This is a genomic window from Aurantivibrio plasticivorans (assembly GCF_055392955.1).
Genome location: NZ_AP036020.1, coordinates 804,456 through 819,883 on the forward strand (window position 1 = coordinate 804,456; position 15,428 = coordinate 819,883).

15 protein-coding genes are annotated in these 15,428 nt (G+C 47.3%); 9 read left to right on the forward strand and 6 right to left on the reverse strand.

The annotated features are described in order from the left end of the window. Positions 1–7: 7 nt before the first annotated feature. The 3 genes from ACZ5NB_RS03635 to ACZ5NB_RS03645 all read right to left on the reverse strand — a co-directional run bounded on the left by ACZ5NB_RS03635 (position 8) and on the right by ACZ5NB_RS03645 (position 1,841). Positions 8–250: a DUF6316 family protein gene (locus tag ACZ5NB_RS03635; protein ID WP_460231615.1), complete on the reverse strand. Its 243-nt coding sequence runs from the start codon at positions 248–250 to the stop codon at positions 8–10. Positions 251–495: 245 nt separating this feature from the next. Then, complete coding sequence (locus tag ACZ5NB_RS03640) at positions 496–1,494, reverse strand: ArsA family ATPase (RefSeq protein ID WP_460231616.1); 999 nt, start codon at positions 1,492–1,494, stop codon at positions 496–498. 44 nt (positions 1,495–1,538) lie between these two features. Next, on the reverse strand, positions 1,539–1,841 hold the full coding sequence (locus ACZ5NB_RS03645) for a cory-CC-star protein (RefSeq protein WP_460231617.1): 303 nt from the start codon (positions 1,839–1,841) through the stop codon (positions 1,539–1,541). Positions 1,842–1,878: 37 nt separating this feature from the next. Between ACZ5NB_RS03645 and ACZ5NB_RS03650 the strand changes: the two genes are divergently transcribed. From ACZ5NB_RS03650 to ACZ5NB_RS03690, 9 genes are all read left to right on the forward strand, one after another. Next, positions 1,879–2,982 (forward strand): ABC transporter ATP-binding protein, encoded by a 1,104-nt coding sequence (locus ACZ5NB_RS03650; protein ID WP_460231618.1) that lies wholly within the window; start codon positions 1,879–1,881, stop codon positions 2,980–2,982. Then, the gene (locus ACZ5NB_RS03655; protein ID WP_464107843.1) at positions 2,979–3,806 is read left to right on the forward strand and encodes a hypothetical protein; all 828 of its coding nucleotides are present in this window, start codon (positions 2,979–2,981) and stop codon (positions 3,804–3,806) included. The genes ACZ5NB_RS03650 and ACZ5NB_RS03655 overlap by 4 nt, the downstream gene beginning before the upstream one ends. 24 nt (positions 3,807–3,830) lie before the next feature. Then, the gene (locus ACZ5NB_RS03660; RefSeq protein WP_460231620.1) at positions 3,831–4,826 is read left to right on the forward strand and encodes a PDZ domain-containing protein; all 996 of its coding nucleotides are present in this window, start codon (positions 3,831–3,833) and stop codon (positions 4,824–4,826) included. Positions 4,827–4,842: 16 nt separating this feature from the next. Beyond that, a complete protein-coding gene (locus ACZ5NB_RS03665) occupies positions 4,843–6,465 on the forward strand; it encodes an FG-GAP repeat domain-containing protein (protein WP_460231622.1) in 1,623 nt (540 codons plus the stop codon). Then, positions 6,458–8,161 (forward strand): FG-GAP repeat domain-containing protein, encoded by a 1,704-nt coding sequence (locus ACZ5NB_RS03670; protein ID WP_460231623.1) that lies wholly within the window; start codon positions 6,458–6,460, stop codon positions 8,159–8,161. The genes ACZ5NB_RS03665 and ACZ5NB_RS03670 overlap by 8 nt, the downstream gene beginning before the upstream one ends. 324 nt (positions 8,162–8,485) lie before the next feature. Beyond that, the gene (pbpG, locus tag ACZ5NB_RS03675) at positions 8,486–9,373 is read left to right on the forward strand and encodes a D-alanyl-D-alanine endopeptidase (protein ID WP_460231624.1); all 888 of its coding nucleotides are present in this window, start codon (positions 8,486–8,488) and stop codon (positions 9,371–9,373) included. A 97-nt stretch (positions 9,374–9,470) separates the two neighbouring features. After that, on the forward strand, positions 9,471–10,811 hold the full coding sequence (gene trhP, locus ACZ5NB_RS03680) for a prephenate-dependent tRNA uridine(34) hydroxylase TrhP (RefSeq protein WP_460231625.1): 1,341 nt from the start codon (positions 9,471–9,473) through the stop codon (positions 10,809–10,811). A gap of 34 nt (positions 10,812–10,845) precedes the next feature. After that, positions 10,846–11,457 (forward strand): Tll0287-like domain-containing protein, encoded by a 612-nt coding sequence (locus tag ACZ5NB_RS03685; protein ID WP_460231626.1) that lies wholly within the window; start codon positions 10,846–10,848, stop codon positions 11,455–11,457. Between the two features lie 180 nt (positions 11,458–11,637). Beyond that, positions 11,638–12,888 carry an HD-GYP domain-containing protein gene (locus tag ACZ5NB_RS03690; RefSeq protein ID WP_460231627.1) on the forward strand — a complete coding sequence of 417 codons (1,251 nt, stop codon included), beginning with the start codon at positions 11,638–11,640 and terminating at the stop codon, positions 12,886–12,888. Between the two features lie 113 nt (positions 12,889–13,001). Here the strand turns inward: ACZ5NB_RS03690 and ACZ5NB_RS03695 are convergent, their stop codons facing one another. The 3 genes from ACZ5NB_RS03695 to ACZ5NB_RS03705 all read right to left on the reverse strand — a co-directional run bounded on the left by ACZ5NB_RS03695 (position 13,002) and on the right by ACZ5NB_RS03705 (position 15,408). After that, positions 13,002–13,535: an energy transducer TonB gene (locus ACZ5NB_RS03695; protein ID WP_460231628.1), complete on the reverse strand. Its 534-nt coding sequence runs from the start codon at positions 13,533–13,535 to the stop codon at positions 13,002–13,004. A 249-nt stretch (positions 13,536–13,784) separates the two neighbouring features. Then, positions 13,785–14,117, reverse strand: a complete 333-nt coding sequence (gene yciH / locus ACZ5NB_RS03700; protein WP_460231630.1) for a stress response translation initiation inhibitor YciH — start codon at positions 14,115–14,117, stop codon at positions 13,785–13,787. 55 nt (positions 14,118–14,172) lie between these two features. Beyond that, the gene (locus ACZ5NB_RS03705) at positions 14,173–15,408 is read right to left on the reverse strand and encodes an APC family permease (RefSeq protein ID WP_460231631.1); all 1,236 of its coding nucleotides are present in this window, start codon (positions 15,406–15,408) and stop codon (positions 14,173–14,175) included. Positions 15,409–15,428 lie beyond the last annotated feature (20 nt).

The window sequence follows — 15,428 nt, forward strand, 5'->3', positions numbered from 1 at the left end:
GACAGTGCTACTGATACAGTGTGACAGCCCATTCTCCGGAGCGCGCGATATTTGCAGCATACTGCGGTGTGGTATTGTCTAGGCTGAGAGTTTTTAGGAAGCGGTGTGCACCTTGCTGGGCTGTTTTCAAACTGCTGAATGGGCCGACATTCTCGCATTCCCGCGTATTGAAATACCACTCGTTGTTGATGATGAAGAAGCGGTCTGTGCGAAACCAGCTGCGATCTTCTTCGTTTGCACGATAACTCATATGCTTACCTAGAAATGTCTATACAACTAATCTTTACGATCAATAGGTCGGGACTTACCCCTCATTAGTGAAGAGGAATTATATGCCACAATTGAGAACTGTGTCACGTTTTAATTTTATGTGTGCTGGGGTGTCTAAAGCTTTGTAACTTATTGAAAATTAAGAACAAATTGTTTTTCGCTCTGTCCCTTTTCGATTTTTTCCGCAAATATCGCGCGGCTTGCCTTGTGTAGACCGCAAGGCGACTAGCGGCAGGCTTCTTCTGCTAGCTTATTCAGTGCGTCAAGCCCGGTAATATCTTGGGCGTTGAGCGGCAAAACTTGTTGCGGTAAGTGCCCCAGAAAGGCTTCCAGTTCCGTGAGATAAGCGTCCTCTTGTTTGCGTCGTTCAGCGAGCAATCCTGTGGCTTCGGATGGGATGCGTTTGTTTATTACTATGCCGGCTAACGGTGTTCGGGTGGCGGCGAGCTGCTGTGCAAGTTCAATGGATTCCATCACTGGCAAACGCTCCAATGTGAGAACGATGAGAAATGCACATTGGGAATCATCTTGGATGGCGTTGCGGAGATGGGCGAACCGGTGTTTGCGTCGATGGAGAATATGCCGGATCTGTTCGTCACGCTCGGCGGTAGGCGAGCTGCTCTCCGAGCCGAAGATACTACGGCCTTGCTTGTCTTCCGTTTTTTTCCCCAGTCCTGATAACAATTTGCCGAGCTTTTCAGACTTGTCGCGTCGCTTAAGTAATCCATCTGTCCAGGTCGACATGAGTTCGGGGAGCGCCATCAAACGAGCGGTGTGGCCAGACGGTGCTGTGTCAAAGACGATTAGGTCGTAACTTTCCGCTGTTTCTAGTACTTCCGCGATACGTTCCAGCAAAGCTGCCTCATGCAAGCCGGGAGCGTGTTTTGCGAGTTCCATGTGCTTATCAATTTCACCTGCCAATTGGCCTGGCATGAGCCGTCTCAAAACTTGACTGACTTCGTCGAGATGTTTTGTGGCAGTTTTCTCTGGATCAAGCTCTAAAGCAAAAAGGTTGTCGGTGAGCGAAGTGATCGTATCGCCGATGTGGCCGTTAAACAAATGGCCGAGATTGTGTGCTGGGTCCGTAGAGACTAAAAGCGTGCGCTTCCCTTGTTTTGCCGCCCCAAGCGCGCAGGTTGCAGCAACAGTAGTTTTGCCTACCCCCCCTTTGCCGCTAAAAAACAATAGTTTTTTATCCTTTGTGATATCTCGAAGTAAGCTCACGAATACGCCTTTTATTGTTTTCTCTGTGACATTGATGGTATGGGTTAACAGCAGTGAACGTGATCTAGTGGGGATCGCTCCATTCCCATGCGTTTATGCCATTCATGAAATCGGTCGTAAATAATGGGGAGTAACTCCAATGTGTAATAGGTCGTTGGGTTGGGTATCCCTAGCGTCTCGGCCATAACGAGTAACATGAACAGATCATCTTCATCGCGTTGCGCGCGGCCGATCGATTGGCGGAACGGTGCGATGTAATATTCTCGCAGCGCGTTTTCAATTCGATTTAATACCGATGCCTTGTTGTTATCCGTTTGCGGCTCTGGCTTGCTGGGTGGTCGCGTCATTGCTTGCTCACGTTTGTTTAGGTTGGTGTCGACGATCGTGAGAAAAAGTGTACCATGCCCTTTACCTAAAGTGCTGGCGTTTCGCTACGGATTAAATCACGCGTTTATAAGGAGTTTTGGTGTGCTTGCTGAACAACCTGCTGCGGAAAAGCCGCCTTCTAGTTCGCCGATCGTAATACGTGGTCTACGCAAGCGATTTGGTGCGCGCGAGGTTTTGCGTGGTATTGACCTTGAAGTATCCCCTGGCTCAATTTGCGGTTTAGTTGGCTTAAATGGTGCGGGTAAAAGCACCACCTTAGCTTGTGCGTTGGGTTTGACTCCGTTTGATGCGGGTAATATCTGGCTGTTTGGTGAGACGCCATCCAATCTTTATCAGTTGCGCGGAAAAGTGTCAGCAGTTTTTGATGAACCCTGTTTGTTGCCTCACCTTACTGTGTATCAACAGTTAGTGTGGGCGCAAAAGCTTACGGGTAAGCAATTTACCCCGGAATATTTTCATCAGTTATTGATCTTATTAAATATCGAACAGTTTCGTGATTACAGGTTGGGCGAGTTGTCGCTGGGTAATCGTCGGCGAGCGTCTATAGCGCAGGCTCTGGTGGGAGACCCTAAACTACTCATACTCGATGAGCCTTTCAATGGTCTAGACGTCGACGGGGTGGAGTTGGTCTTAGATCTCGTGCAGCAGCTACAACGTCGCGGTGTTACCTGCGTGTTGGCAAGCCATCAATTGTCTTATCTAGAGCGCGTTTGCGATAGCTTGGCAATTGTTCACGGCGGGACAACCGTCGCTAGCGGTAACATCTATAGCTTGTTACAACGTGATTCATACCAAGTGAAAGTAAAACTTCTGTTGGGCGAAAGTTCAGTTGCCGATGTGTTGTCCAAGATCACAACCATGGTTGGAGTCAGTAAAGTTGAGTGTCTAGATGATCATATGACCAACAATGGCAAAGAGTTATGGTTGCGCTGTTATCTGGATAGTGGCAATAGCGCGGCCTTTAATACTGCTTTGGTGAATATGCAATTATCGATAGCGGAATTACATCTTGAACCCATGTCTCTACACGATCTATTTCAGCAAGTCACCGGCTCTGTAGCATCATCCTCGCAAAAGCAGGCTTCAGAGGTTGCTCTATGATGCAGGTAGTGAGTGATATTAAACGCTGTATGGCACTGGATGGTTACTCCTTGTTACGTAGTCGTGCCTTAAAATTGGTTTTACTCCTCCCAACTTTGGCTGTGGTTGTGCGGGTGATGTCGGCACGTTGGTTGTTTTCTGATGACAATGAAGCTGTGAGCGGCTATGGGTTTCTAGTTGATGCCTGGTCAACGGGATTTATGGTGTTATACCTCGTGTTGGCGGGGGTATCGGCGTACAGTTTTGCCTTTGAACGTGACTGTGGCGCGGCCCGGCACTATTTAATTCGTAGCGCCGGGAGGATATCAGTTCTATTCGCTAAGTTTCTAAATTTGGTAATTCTCGGGCTGTCTGCTTTGGTGCTATGTTCGACAGTGTCCATTCTAATGACCAGCATGTTTTGGGATTTCTTGGCCGTGGTCGAGGATGGCTTTGAGCTGATTGGTGTTGATGAAATTCATTTCGAATTAAGGCAGGGATTTCTTCTTGCTCTGGTTACGTTGCCTGCAGTGATAGGTTTGGGGTTATTGTGCTCTGTGTTGACGAATAGTGCGATGCAGGCTGTTGCCACAACGCTCGGCGTGAGCGTCGTCGTTGATGTATTTAAAACGCAACTTGGTGACATGGGGCGTTGGTTTTTCAGTTTTTATCAGCCCGCATTGATTGACACGTCTTACTTAGGTGAAGTGGCTAAAATTGTGCGTGGCTATTCTGATGTTTTAGTGAGTGATCAACACATGTTAATGAACTGGTGGATACCGCCTGTTCAGGCGGTATTTTTGATGTGTGTGGCGTGTTGGTTGATACGTCGTAAGCGTATGTAACATGAAATTGATAAGGAATGTTCGATGTTTGAAACAATTACGATGTGGCGTTATGTGCACATGGTCAAAATGGTTTTTTGCGTAACTTTGCTAAACGTTCTAGGTGGTTGTGTGGCTCGAGAACAGGTTGAACAAATGCCGCACGTAAATTTGTCCCCCGATAACGTCAGTTTGGCGTCTTTGAGTACAACCAGTATTGATATTGGTTTGTCTGTGAGTGCAAATGAAAGTGACTCTCTGATGGATATGGCTATTTTGCCTGGGTTACGGGTACGCAGAGTTGATGCTGGTAGCGTGGCGGATGTGGCGGGGTTGCGCTCGGGGGATGTGATTCTTTCAGTAAACGGTATCGATACAAATAAGCCCGATACGCTATACGCCATTTTGGAGCCATCTGAGAATGAGGGCGATGTTGCGCAAGATAAGAAATTTAATGTGATTGTTCGCCGCGATACGACGTTACTCGAGGTAGGGTTGTTGGTTTCTCCTAAGTTAACCGGTTCTTCCGTGCGAGAAGTCGGGCGTATTGATCCGCTAAAAACGCGGGCAGCTTACCGGTTGGTGAATTATCACGAAAACCAAGTGGCGTTGCAGGTGTTGCATCTTTTTGGAGATAGCCCCTTGCAGCAAGTTGGTATCGATGAGGGCGATATAATTCTGGAAATGAATGGCCAACCAATTGTGTCAGCGCAGTCTTTTGTCAATGACTTGTTGGCTAATTCGGATTATGGAGAAAGTATTCGCTTACGTATTCACTCGCTAGGTCAAATTGTTGGCGAGGTGCAAATTAAAGAGCTAAGCGTCACGCTCTGGAAGCCAGAAAGAAAAGTCACCAGTGTTAATCTTTGGCCGCTATTCACCTACTCAGCATCAGCCGACGGTGAAATGATGCGTTGGTCTTTGTTGGACTTTTGGTTGTTGTGGTTGTTTGCATATGAACAAGAAAATAATGAGAAAAGCGTGAATATATTACGGTTAATGGAGTTTTCTACCGGTTATGGTGAACTAACACAAGAATGAACAGCAAGGGGGTGGGGTGAGTAAATCGAGTCAACGTTTGCGGCTTAATACTGGCTGCTTTGCAGCATTGTTTTGCGCGAGTTTCAACGTCACCGCTGAGCTTCAGTACCGTGCGAGTGTGTTAGAGTTTAATGGCGACCTCCAGCAATATCGTGTAGCCGACTTTAATGGTGATGGGCGCAATGATGTTTTGGTTGTTTTAATGCCAAGCGAACAAGATCCTACCCAGGCGCAAGATATTCGCATCTATTGGCAGGCTGAAGATGGCGGTTTCAGCAATCGTCCAAATCGTATTATTCCATTTAAAAAGGACATTTTATCGTTTTCGTATGGCGATGTACGATCAGACCCTGGTGATGAGCTGGTCTTTTTTACTAGAGAGGGCGCTTATAGTTTCTCGACTCTGAAAGAAAGTTATGCGGATAATATTCAGCGGTTGATCTCATGGCCCTTAGCTCAAACGTATCGTGACAAGGAGGGCGTCCGCTACATTAACGCGCTACAAGATCTCAATGGTGATGGTGAGTTAGATTTGCTGTTACCGGGAGAAACACGCTATGGCGTATTTTTGCAACGCAGTAATCAGTTTGACGAGGTGAGAGAACTTCCGGTTTCTAAACAGGTTTCTGGATCAAGTGGCGTTAAAGCTGAGCTTGGGTTCGATATGCGCCGTGGGTTAAGCTTCGCGACAAACGACATATACTCTCGCGCGTCACTGGTTCCACAGCTGAACGTTTCCCCTCTACCTGGCGAGTTGCAGCGTGATGATGAACCACTACTAGTGAGCGAACATTGGCAAAGCGCAGTCATGAGTCATGATATTGACAATGATCGACAACTTGAACTGGTATACCTCGATAATCCACGGTTAGACGAAGAAGATAAGAACCAACGTCGGCTTAATATTTTAAGCGATACGTTCGTACACATTGCACCTAAAAATAGTACACATTCCGACGACGTTTTTCGTTCTCGAGCCTTACTTCCATCAACGTCAGTTGTGAATTTTGTTGATTGGGATGGCGATGATGTTAAAGAATTGGTTACTCGTGATCACAAGGAGGCAGGCGGTGCAACACTCGCTCTGTATCAACAAACCGATTCCCATTTGGGAGCGCCACCACATCAAATATTGAAGTTTTCCGGTTACGATGTCGATGTGGAATTCGTTGATATTGATATGAATCGCAGCCCTGAAATGTTAGTAAGTTACTATAGCCTGTCCGCAGCAAGTGCCGTGCGGGGTGGCAATATGCTGCGCACATTACTCATTTATGAGAGCGAGAATCTCGATGGGCAGGTGAAATTTAAGCGAAGACCGTCAGTTAAATTTGAAGAAAAATTTTCATCCGATAATTTTAGGGGGTTGACGCAGCGGATAGACATCAGTGAAGACTTTGACGGCGATGCGCGCCTAGACGCCTTATCTGTCGATCAGGAAGGCGCGTTAATGGCGAGAAAAATAGAGTCGAGTTTGCAGATTCAGGCTGAAGCCTATTGGCGATTTGTTCCGCTTCACGCGATTACCTGGTTTCAGTCGCTTAGGTTGAACAACGATCAAAAACCAGATCTGGCGTTATCACACCAACGTTCTCTGACGTTGCTTGCCTCTGTGGAAGATGGGGGTGTCAATGAGTAACGTTGCTTGGCATCGTCAGTTGCTGACGATATTGTTTGGCATCATTTGTTTTTCCACCTCTGCAGATGAACTAGCGTCTGACGTTGTTTTGAGTAAGCCCTTAACTGGGCAGGGTGCGCAATACCGTGTATTCCCATTCGAGTTTGCACATGGTGCAGAGCGTGTAATTAGTGTTGATTTTAATGTCGATGGCCACAGGGATTTATTGGTTGGCCATCGAGGTGGTATTGCGCTGTATTTCAATAGTGGAAACAGTAAAAAACCATTTGATACACAAAAGCCTAGCTTGATCTTAGGAGCGGATGCTCGCTCATTGGGTTGGGCGGTGCTGGAGAGGCATATCTACGCAGTTCGAGACAATGCCGAAATTGTTCGGTGGTCATGGCAGGAAGGTTTGCGTGAAATGGTTCTCGATCCATCGGTTGACTCAGTATTGCCACTCGGTACTTTCGCTCTAAATTTTGTTCGCGATATTAATGCCGATGGCTATGCCGATTTAATTATCCCCCAGGCTGACGAACTGCATGTTCGTTTGGGTTTAAACGGAGATCAGTGGGAAGCGCCATTTGTTATTCGCTCGCAAGCGGATGTCGATGTGCGAGTTAGGGCCCGCGACAATCTCAACATTATGGTTGGTCAGTCGGTGATAATCCCTCAGCTGAATACGCGAGATGTTAATGCGGATGGGCGAAGTGATTTGATTGTTACCAGCGAGCAAAGGTTATCTATTTACCTAGCTAGTATTCAGAATCGTTTTGGTTCTCGCGAATCTTTTGGTTTGGATTTAACTGAAGTGCGTGATCGCCTAGGTGATATTGATTTTGATAAGGTCGACTACAATAACCTTAGTTCATTGTTGTCGTATGGTTTTAGTTTTCTACTGGCCGACATTGATGGCGATAAAGTTGATGACCTGTTGTTGCGCGAGGGTGGGCGTGTGGTGGTGTTCTCCGGCAATGCTGAGGGGATAAACTTAGAAAAACCACGTCAAGTTCTCAAGTCTGCGGGCAATGTTCTTGGCGTCATGCTGCGTGATGAAGACGGGGATGGACGCTTAGACCTGTGGTTGTCGCGTCTGCAGGATATTTCCGTTGGCAATATTTTTATGTGGTTGGCCATTTCGGGAAGCGTAGATGTTGAGGTGTTTGTCTATAAAAATTCTGGTCAACAGTTTGCACGTCGTCCACATAGAAAGCTCACGGTAAGCTACGCTTTCCCATCATTGTTCCGTTCCGCCGATTTAGTGGTTAGTGCATTTGCAAACCAAGAACAGGGCAGTGATCGGGATAAACAAACGCCTAGTGCTGGTAAGGGCCTGATTACTCGGTCCGAGGAAAGCACTTCCTCTTTAGTGCAGTTGGTCGGAAATGAACTGTGGGTATACAACGATGTTCAGGATGCGTTGCAAGGACAATTCCTAGGTATCTCGGATTACTCGCCTAAGCGAGACAGTTATGATGTTGACTTGAAGACCATTCTGGAGAACCCAACGTCTGGCAGAACAGATTTTAAGTTGTTGGTCGCGGGTAAAGAGCCCAGCGCGCGTTATGCGATTGAGACCAAGTTGATAATCAACGATATTGCGCCTCTGGATCTAAACGGAGATAAATCGCAAGATTTTATGTTGGTTGCCTCGCGGAACGAAGCTGAGTTGATTGGCTTGATATGGTTGTCAGTAGACAATGACAAACACTAAAAGGTGAGAAGGCTTAGATTATTAATGTTCTCCGATAGTAGGCGTGTGCTATCTGTGAGCGAGATAATACTGGTCTAAACTAAGGCTGTATCTCGCCGATAAAGTTAGGTACCATTCGCGGCGCTTGAGTTACAAAAAATAGCTTAGTCAAGGCTGGCAGCTGGGCCACATTTGTATGTTCTATGCCTAGTTCTATGTTCTAAGCCTAGTGCTATGTGCTCACAAACTCGTGTTACACCAAAAGCCCTATGCTCGAATATGTTTATCCGATGTAAATGTTGTTTCCATAGCTCAATTAGATATGCACTTTTCCTGCTGGGTTTGGTGCTGATCCAGGCTCACCCTCTTCGTGCGGAAATTTCCACTGGTCAATTGTTGCCAGAAGCCTTAGCGGCTTTACAAATTGATAATGTGCAGTTGGCATCAGTCAAAGCTGCGATCTACGATCCGCAATCTGGGACTATGATTTACGATAAGTACTCAGATGTGCAGGCGCCGATTGCTTCCATCACTAAATTAATGACGGCTCTCGTAGTAATGGAAAGCGGTGTTTCGCTTGAAGAATACTTAGAGATAAGAGCCTATAAAAAAATATCCTCTAAAAATGCTTATTCGCGAATTCGAGTTGGCTCGCAATTGCGTCGCAAGGATTTATTGCGTTTAGCGTTAATGGCTTCGGAAAATCTCGCAGCAGATAACTTAGCGCAACACCACCCAGGTGGTTTGAAAGCGTTTGTCAAAGCAATGAATGACAAAGCGTTGGCATTAGGGATGACCAGCACTCGCTTTGTTGGTCCCACGGGTTTGTCGTTAGGCAATGTATCCACCGCAGGGGATTTGGTGAAGCTGGTGGTTGCTGCGTCGGCGTATCCACTCATCGGGGAATATTCCACAACGACACGATACACGGCCCGCTTCCGTAAGCCATCGTATAGCCTTTATTACGGCAACACTAACCGTTTAGTACACCGTCACAGCTGGCAAATTGGCTTGAGTAAAACGGGCTATCTCAATGAGGCCGGACGTTGCCTGGTTTTGCTTAGCGATATAGATGGGATACCCGTCGTAATGGTGTTGTTAGATTCCTTCGGCAAACTTTCCCCCATTGGCGATGCTGGACGTGTAAAACGTTGGATTATCACAGGGAGTGGCGGCAAGGTGGCCGGTGCCGCGCTGAACTATGAGCGCAGTAAAACAGCCCTGCTTGATTAGTTTATTTTGCTCATTAACATGACTTGAGCTAAGTCAATAGCTACAGCCTGCTTGCCGGTATAATCACAGACCTTCTCGAATGATTTACCGGTAGTCTATGATTGAATTACTCTCGCCTGCGGGCACCCTTAAATCTATGCGGTATGCCTTCGCTTATGGCGCTGATGCGGTCTATGTTGGTCAGCCACGTTACAGCTTGCGCGTGCGTAACAATGAATTTAACCATATCGAAAATTTATCGCGCGCTATTGAATACGCGCGCAGCCACCATAAAAAATTGTACCTCGCGGTTAATATTTCTCCCCACAATGACAAGATCCGCTCGTTTGTGCGAGAAATGGAACCTATTATTGCTTTGGCTCCGGATGCGCTAATAATGTCTGACCCGGGGTTAATAATGTTGGTTCGCGAACATTGGCCCGCGCAAGATATTCATTTATCGGTACAGGCCAACGCGACGAATTGGGCGACCGTAAAGTTCTGGCAGCAACAAGGTATCAGTCGCGTGATTCTATCGCGTGAGCTATCGCTGGACGAAATTGCTGAGATCAAGCAACGCGTTCCAGAAATGTCGCTGGAAACGTTTGTGCACGGCGCTTTGTGTATTGCCTATTCCGGACGGTGTTTGTTGTCAGGGTATATGACCCACAGGGATTCGAACCAGGGTGCTTGCACTAACTCGTGCCGTTGGCGGTATTCGGCAACGCCCGCAGTCGCCACAGCAGAAGGTGATATTGTTGCTCGCGCAGGTGGTGTTGAATGCGAAGATGCTAAGCGTGTAGTGCAGGAGTTTACACCTGTCTCTGATGATGATCTCGGGTACGTGTTGTTGGAAGAAGAGAACCGGCCTGGTGAATACATGCCTGCGTTTGAAGATGAGCACGGCACTTATATTATGAACTCTAAAGATCTGCGTGCAGTACAGCATGTAAAACAACTGATTGATATTGGCGTAGACTCGCTCAAGATTGAAGGCCGTACTAAATCACCTTTTTACGTCGCACGCACCGCGCAGGTTTATCGGCGCGCGATAGATGATGCTTTGCAGCAAAAAGATTTTGATTGGCAATTAATGGATGATTTGGAGGTTCTAGCAAATCGAGGCTATACCGAAGGGTTTTATCGTCGCCATTTGCCAAAGGAATATCAAAACTATGAGCAAAATAGCAGCCTTTCGGGAACGCAGCAATTTGTTGGCGAAGTGAAGTCTGTGGACCACAAAAGCGCGACGGCAACGATAGTGGTAAAAAATAAGTTTTGCGTTGGCGATCGGTTGCAGGTCATTACGCCGAAGGGTGATCACTCGTTCACATTGGAATCGATTTGGAGTGAGCGGGGGGAAGCTCTGGCGGTTGCACCGGGTGATGGCTGGGTTGTGAACATTCCATTGCCAGCCCCTGGCTTAGATCAATATGCTTTGTTGACACGCGCTAATTGAGTTGTCATTTAACGTGTTATTGAGGAGGTCCGAGATGTATCGAAGTAGTGTAAGCCGCCTGAAGGTCACCATCTGCTTATCGCTCGTGGCCACCTGTTGTGCCTGCAGCGGCTTGAGTTTTTCGCAGGGTGAGCCAGGCTTAGAAAAGGATGTGTTACTTACCGAGAGCGAGCTAGTTGGAAAGGCTCAAGCATTGGTTCGGCAGTTTGTGGGCCAGTTAAAGCCAACCCTAAAAGCTGCGTTGGAGTCTCAAGGACCGGCAGCGGCAATTGCGGTGTGTGCCGAGCGTGCGCCTGCAATTGCGGCTAAGCTGTCAGAGGAGTCTGGTTGGCAAATCAAGCGGGTGAGTTTAAAACCGCGCAACCCCAGTGCTGAGCCTGATAGGTGGCAAGCTGAGCAGTTGCGGGTTTTTGATATCGAGGCAGCGAAGCGACCTAATCAGTCGCTAAAGCTTAGCTCCTGGCGACCCGGATATTTTCGTTACCTGCAAGCGCAGCGGGTAGAACCCCTATGCTTGACGTGTCATGGTGAGGTAATTGCTCAGTCCATTTCCGAGCAGTTGGCGCAATACTACCCGGTCGATGCAGCCACAGGCTATCAACTCGGCCAGGTACGAGGTGCTATCGCTGTGGATTACATGTGGTAAGTTGGTAGTCGGTGCTGGATAGAGCTCGCCAAGCTCTTGGGATTGTCAGGAATTTCAAATGTGCGCGCCGCTTACTCCAATTTCGTCGCCGCCGTTCGTTTGCCTATATCATTCGCCAAATAATGAGATTAGATTGCGATCAAGGACTATCCTAATAATGATGTCATTGCGAAAGTTCATATGCCTGAAGATTCACAAAAGTCTAAGGTGCCTGAGGTAACTCAGACGCTAAAAGTGTCAGCAGATCAGATCCGCTTGGGGATGTATATCTCTAAGCTAGATCGTTCTTGGCTTGAGACGCCTTTCTTGTTTCAAGGGTTCCAGGTTGAAAATGAGAATGATCTGGAGACTTTGCGTCGTATCTGTGACTTTGTGTATATCGACGTATTGAAGTCATATTACTTACCGGAGAAGTCCCGAAGTCATCCGATCACCGATAAGCTCAATAAAAAAGCCTACAAGATCAAACATGCCGTCGAAAAAGAGATCGATCGTGCATTCAGGAGTTACAGTGGCGCGAAATCGGCTATTGGTGAGCTTCTGGAGAGAGCTAAGACTGGGCAATCAGTTTCCGCCAAAAACGTACACGGTTATGTAAAAGAGTGTGTCAACTCGATCGAAGCAAACCCATCGGCACTGATGTGGTTAACACGCATTAAGCACGCAGACCAATACACGGCAGAACACTGTTTAAATGTCGGTGTATTGGCTATCGCATTTGGTCGCCATTTGGGTGTTGATAAAGCCGATTTAGAAATGTTGGGCCTATGCGGCATGTTACATGATGTGGGTAAAATGCGCGTTTCACCTGACATACTGAACAAACCCGGTCGCTTATCGGCTGAAGAATTCGATCACATCAAGCTCCATCCGTTCTACGCGAAAGAAATTCTTGAAGAAGATAAAACACTACCCATTGAGGTACTAGCGGCTGCGCTGTCTCATCATGAAAGACCAGACGGGAAGGGTTACCCCCATGGTTTACGCGCAGACGCAGTCGACTTCTATACTAAGGTGGTTTCTATCGTTGACGCTTACGACGCGATTACCAGTCGACGTTGTTATAGTCACAGTGAAACGTCAGCTACGGCATTGAAAATCTTATACGAAAATGCAGGTAGTCAATTTGATGAGAAGTTGGTCGTTAAATTTATTGAGTGTATCGGCGTTTTCCCGCCGGGGGCGTTGGTGGAGTTAAGCTCGGGCGAAGTGGGTGTCGTGCTAGCGGCGAACCCTGGGAATAGGTTGCAGCCAACAGTTGCCATTGTACGAGATAAAAACAAAAATCCTACTCAGCAGCGCATTGTTCGTCTGCAGGATCAGTCCAAGGAAGATGGACCGCCTATTCGTATCAGGCAGGTGCTGATTGACGGGGCCTATGGAATTGAGTTGGAGTTGTTCACTAAAAACAACGTTCGAATTCAGCTGTAGCGATGATGCTATAAAATAATACCCGCTCTCCCTGTGATCCTACACATTCCATTTGAGCATCCTTGAGGCCGATGAGAGAACGGGTATTGTTCATAAAAGCTTGTTGATTTTTCTCAGCTCGCCGCTAGCAAGCGATCATATTTCCGGCTCAGCATATCGTAAAACTGTTCGCGTAATTTAGTAATGTCTCGTTTGATTTGCGTGATTTCCTCATCACTAATATCTTGCCGACCAACGTAAACGTGTTTGCGAAAGTAAGCGATTTTCGCGCCGTAAAAACGCAACGTTTTCTCCATTCCCTTTTCACCCAGCATGAGTAGTTTCGCCTCAGCATCCGCGAGCTTATTGAATTCTGCCACCAGCTCAGCATTGACTCGGTCCAGTTCATCCTTTCTGGCTTGAGGCCAGCGTAGTCCAAACCGAGTAGATTCAATAATCAAAGAAGAGTACTTGGCGAATATATGGTTTACAGCACCGACATTGCGCGAGACCTCTTCAAAAAGTTCCATGCGACGATTCAGCCGAGATTGCATTTCCGGTGTGTGACGGCGGAGCACCAATAGCCAAGCGCATACGCCTGCAATCAAAGCTCCGAGACCAATTTTTAATGATGTATCCAGCAATTGCCACAAGATAGTGTTTTCCATGGTGTGCCAAACTCCAGCCCAAACTGATTTATCAGCCCAAATTGATCTGGGCCGCACTGTCAAAAATTACGACAGCCAGTGTCGTCATTCTAGGAGATTGCAAGACTCAGGCCAGGCGGGGATTTGGTTGTCATGGTTGGCGCAGCGCGCCGCTTCGCTCGAAGATCGACAAAATATGGGGGCGGCTGCCCGCTGGGTTATGTTTTCTGGAGGTTGAAAAGTGGCGGTTATTTGACGGAGAGGTATCGCTTAGCCACCGGAAAATTTGACGGCATAGGACTGGCCTTCCAGTTGTGTTTTTAGCAGTTGTCGGTGGTCGCCTTGAATTTCAATATTAAAATCTTTAACACTGCCACCAGTGCCGCAACGTTGCTTCAACTTTTTGGCCAGCTGTTGTAACTCTTTGCCCGCTAGCCCAAGGCCGCGAATCACCGTTACGCCCTTGCCGTTACGTCCTTTGGTTTCGTAACTGATGCGCACAATGCCATCGGTCGGCGGGGGTGTTGCGGTTTCTGGTTGCTCTTTTACTCGGCCTGATTCTGTCGAGTAGACCAGTCGGCTATCGTTGCGATTTTTACTCATAACTAGAATGGGTTCAAAGTTTGGATACATGTTGATTGTATCAGAATTACCGCGACTAATGCCTGAAGAACCATTCGTAAAACTGTAATGTTAAAAAGGATACACATAGCAGCATACCGATAAAGGGTATGAATAGTTTAGCGAGGGTAAGAGGCTGAAGAGATTTAACGGCTTTGATTTCAAGGATGAGTAGCGCCAAGTTAACAAGACTAAAAATACTCAGCACGATTGCGCTGGTGATTTTGGCAAGTATGTCTAAAGGCAACACGGTGGCGAACACAATTACCAATAAGCCGACCACCAACGTTGCCGGTATAGGGGTGAGGGTCGTGGGGTTAATGCTGCCGAAAATACGCGGAGCTAATCGGCGATTTGCCATACCGTAGAGAACTCTTGATCCCATGACAATTTGTACCAATGCACCATTTGAAATAGCCGCGATACTAATCATGGTGATCAGCCCAATGGAAAGACCGGGGTGGTTGCGAGCAACATCCGCAAAAGGGGCTTCGCTGTTAGCTAACTCCTCAATAGGTAGGAGGGCGAGGAAACTAAAAGCGGTTAAAATATACAAGCCAGTAGTGAGAATCAGAGCGAGATAAATACTGATTGGCAGATTACGTCGCGGATTTTTTACTTCCTCTGCCATATTGACCATATCCTCAAAGCCAATAAAAGCATAAAACGCGATAAAAGCACCTAAAGCAATCGCGCTAAGCGCAGAAGGTGGCGGCAGTGATATGGCCATCGGGTAGTTTGTTGCAATTGAAGGCAGTAGAGGCCAGGCAAAATACACAATGAGCCCTATGCCAATCAGCTCGACAAGCGTGAACAATGCTGCGAGCCCAACGGCCTGCTTGACCCCCCAAATGGCCAACCCCGTGAGTATGGAGACAAAGAGAACCGCATTGAGAGAGTGGTGCAACGGCAGATATAGTGCAATATATCCAGTAAAGCCGCGAGTAATGGTCGCTGCGGACACGATCCCAGTGAGCATAATTGCCCAGCCTACGACTTTTGCTAGAGCAGGGCTTTTCAATGCTTCGTGAATATATGCGGCTTCTCCTGCACTCTGGGGAAAGCGCTTTGAAAGCTTGGCATAAGCGTAAGCACTAAAACTGACAATAATGCCTGCTAGCAAGAATGCGTGAGGCGTGTAGACGCCACTTTCGCGCGCAACCTCACCTGCCAGGACATAAATACCCGCCCCCAAAATAGTACCAATTCCGTACAGGGTGATTAATGGCAGCGATAGGCTTCTAGATAGTTTGTCTGGTTGTTGTTCCATCATGCGACTTGAATTGCCTGGTA

Excerpts from the sequence above, each read along its gene's own strand:
- ACZ5NB_RS03670 (WP_460231623.1), top strand. The coding sequence starts at position 6,458 with ATGAGTAACGTTGCTTGGCATCGTCAGTTGCTGACGATATTGTTTGGC.
- ACZ5NB_RS03690 (WP_460231627.1), top strand. The coding sequence starts at position 11,638 with ATGCCTGAAGATTCACAAAAGTCTAAGGTGCCTGAGGTAACTCAGACG.
- ACZ5NB_RS03645 (WP_460231617.1), bottom strand. The coding sequence starts at position 1,841 with ATGACGCGACCACCCAGCAAGCCAGAGCCGCAAACGGATAACAACAAG.
- ACZ5NB_RS03635 (WP_460231615.1), bottom strand. The coding sequence starts at position 250 with ATGAGTTATCGTGCAAACGAAGAAGATCGCAGCTGGTTTCGCACAGAC.
- ACZ5NB_RS03655 (WP_464107843.1), top strand. The coding sequence starts at position 2,979 with ATGATGCAGGTAGTGAGTGATATTAAACGCTGTATGGCACTGGATGGT.
- ACZ5NB_RS03695 (WP_460231628.1), bottom strand. The coding sequence starts at position 13,535 with ATGGAAAACACTATCTTGTGGCAATTGCTGGATACATCATTAAAAATT.
- yciH (WP_460231630.1), bottom strand. The coding sequence starts at position 14,117 with ATGAGTAAAAATCGCAACGATAGCCGACTGGTCTACTCGACAGAATCA.
- ACZ5NB_RS03705 (WP_460231631.1), bottom strand. The coding sequence starts at position 15,408 with ATGATGGAACAACAACCAGACAAACTATCTAGAAGCCTATCGCTGCCA.
- trhP (WP_460231625.1), top strand. The coding sequence starts at position 9,471 with ATGATTGAATTACTCTCGCCTGCGGGCACCCTTAAATCTATGCGGTAT.
- ACZ5NB_RS03685 (WP_460231626.1), top strand. The coding sequence starts at position 10,846 with ATGTATCGAAGTAGTGTAAGCCGCCTGAAGGTCACCATCTGCTTATCG.
- ACZ5NB_RS03660 (WP_460231620.1), top strand. The coding sequence starts at position 3,831 with ATGTTTGAAACAATTACGATGTGGCGTTATGTGCACATGGTCAAAATG.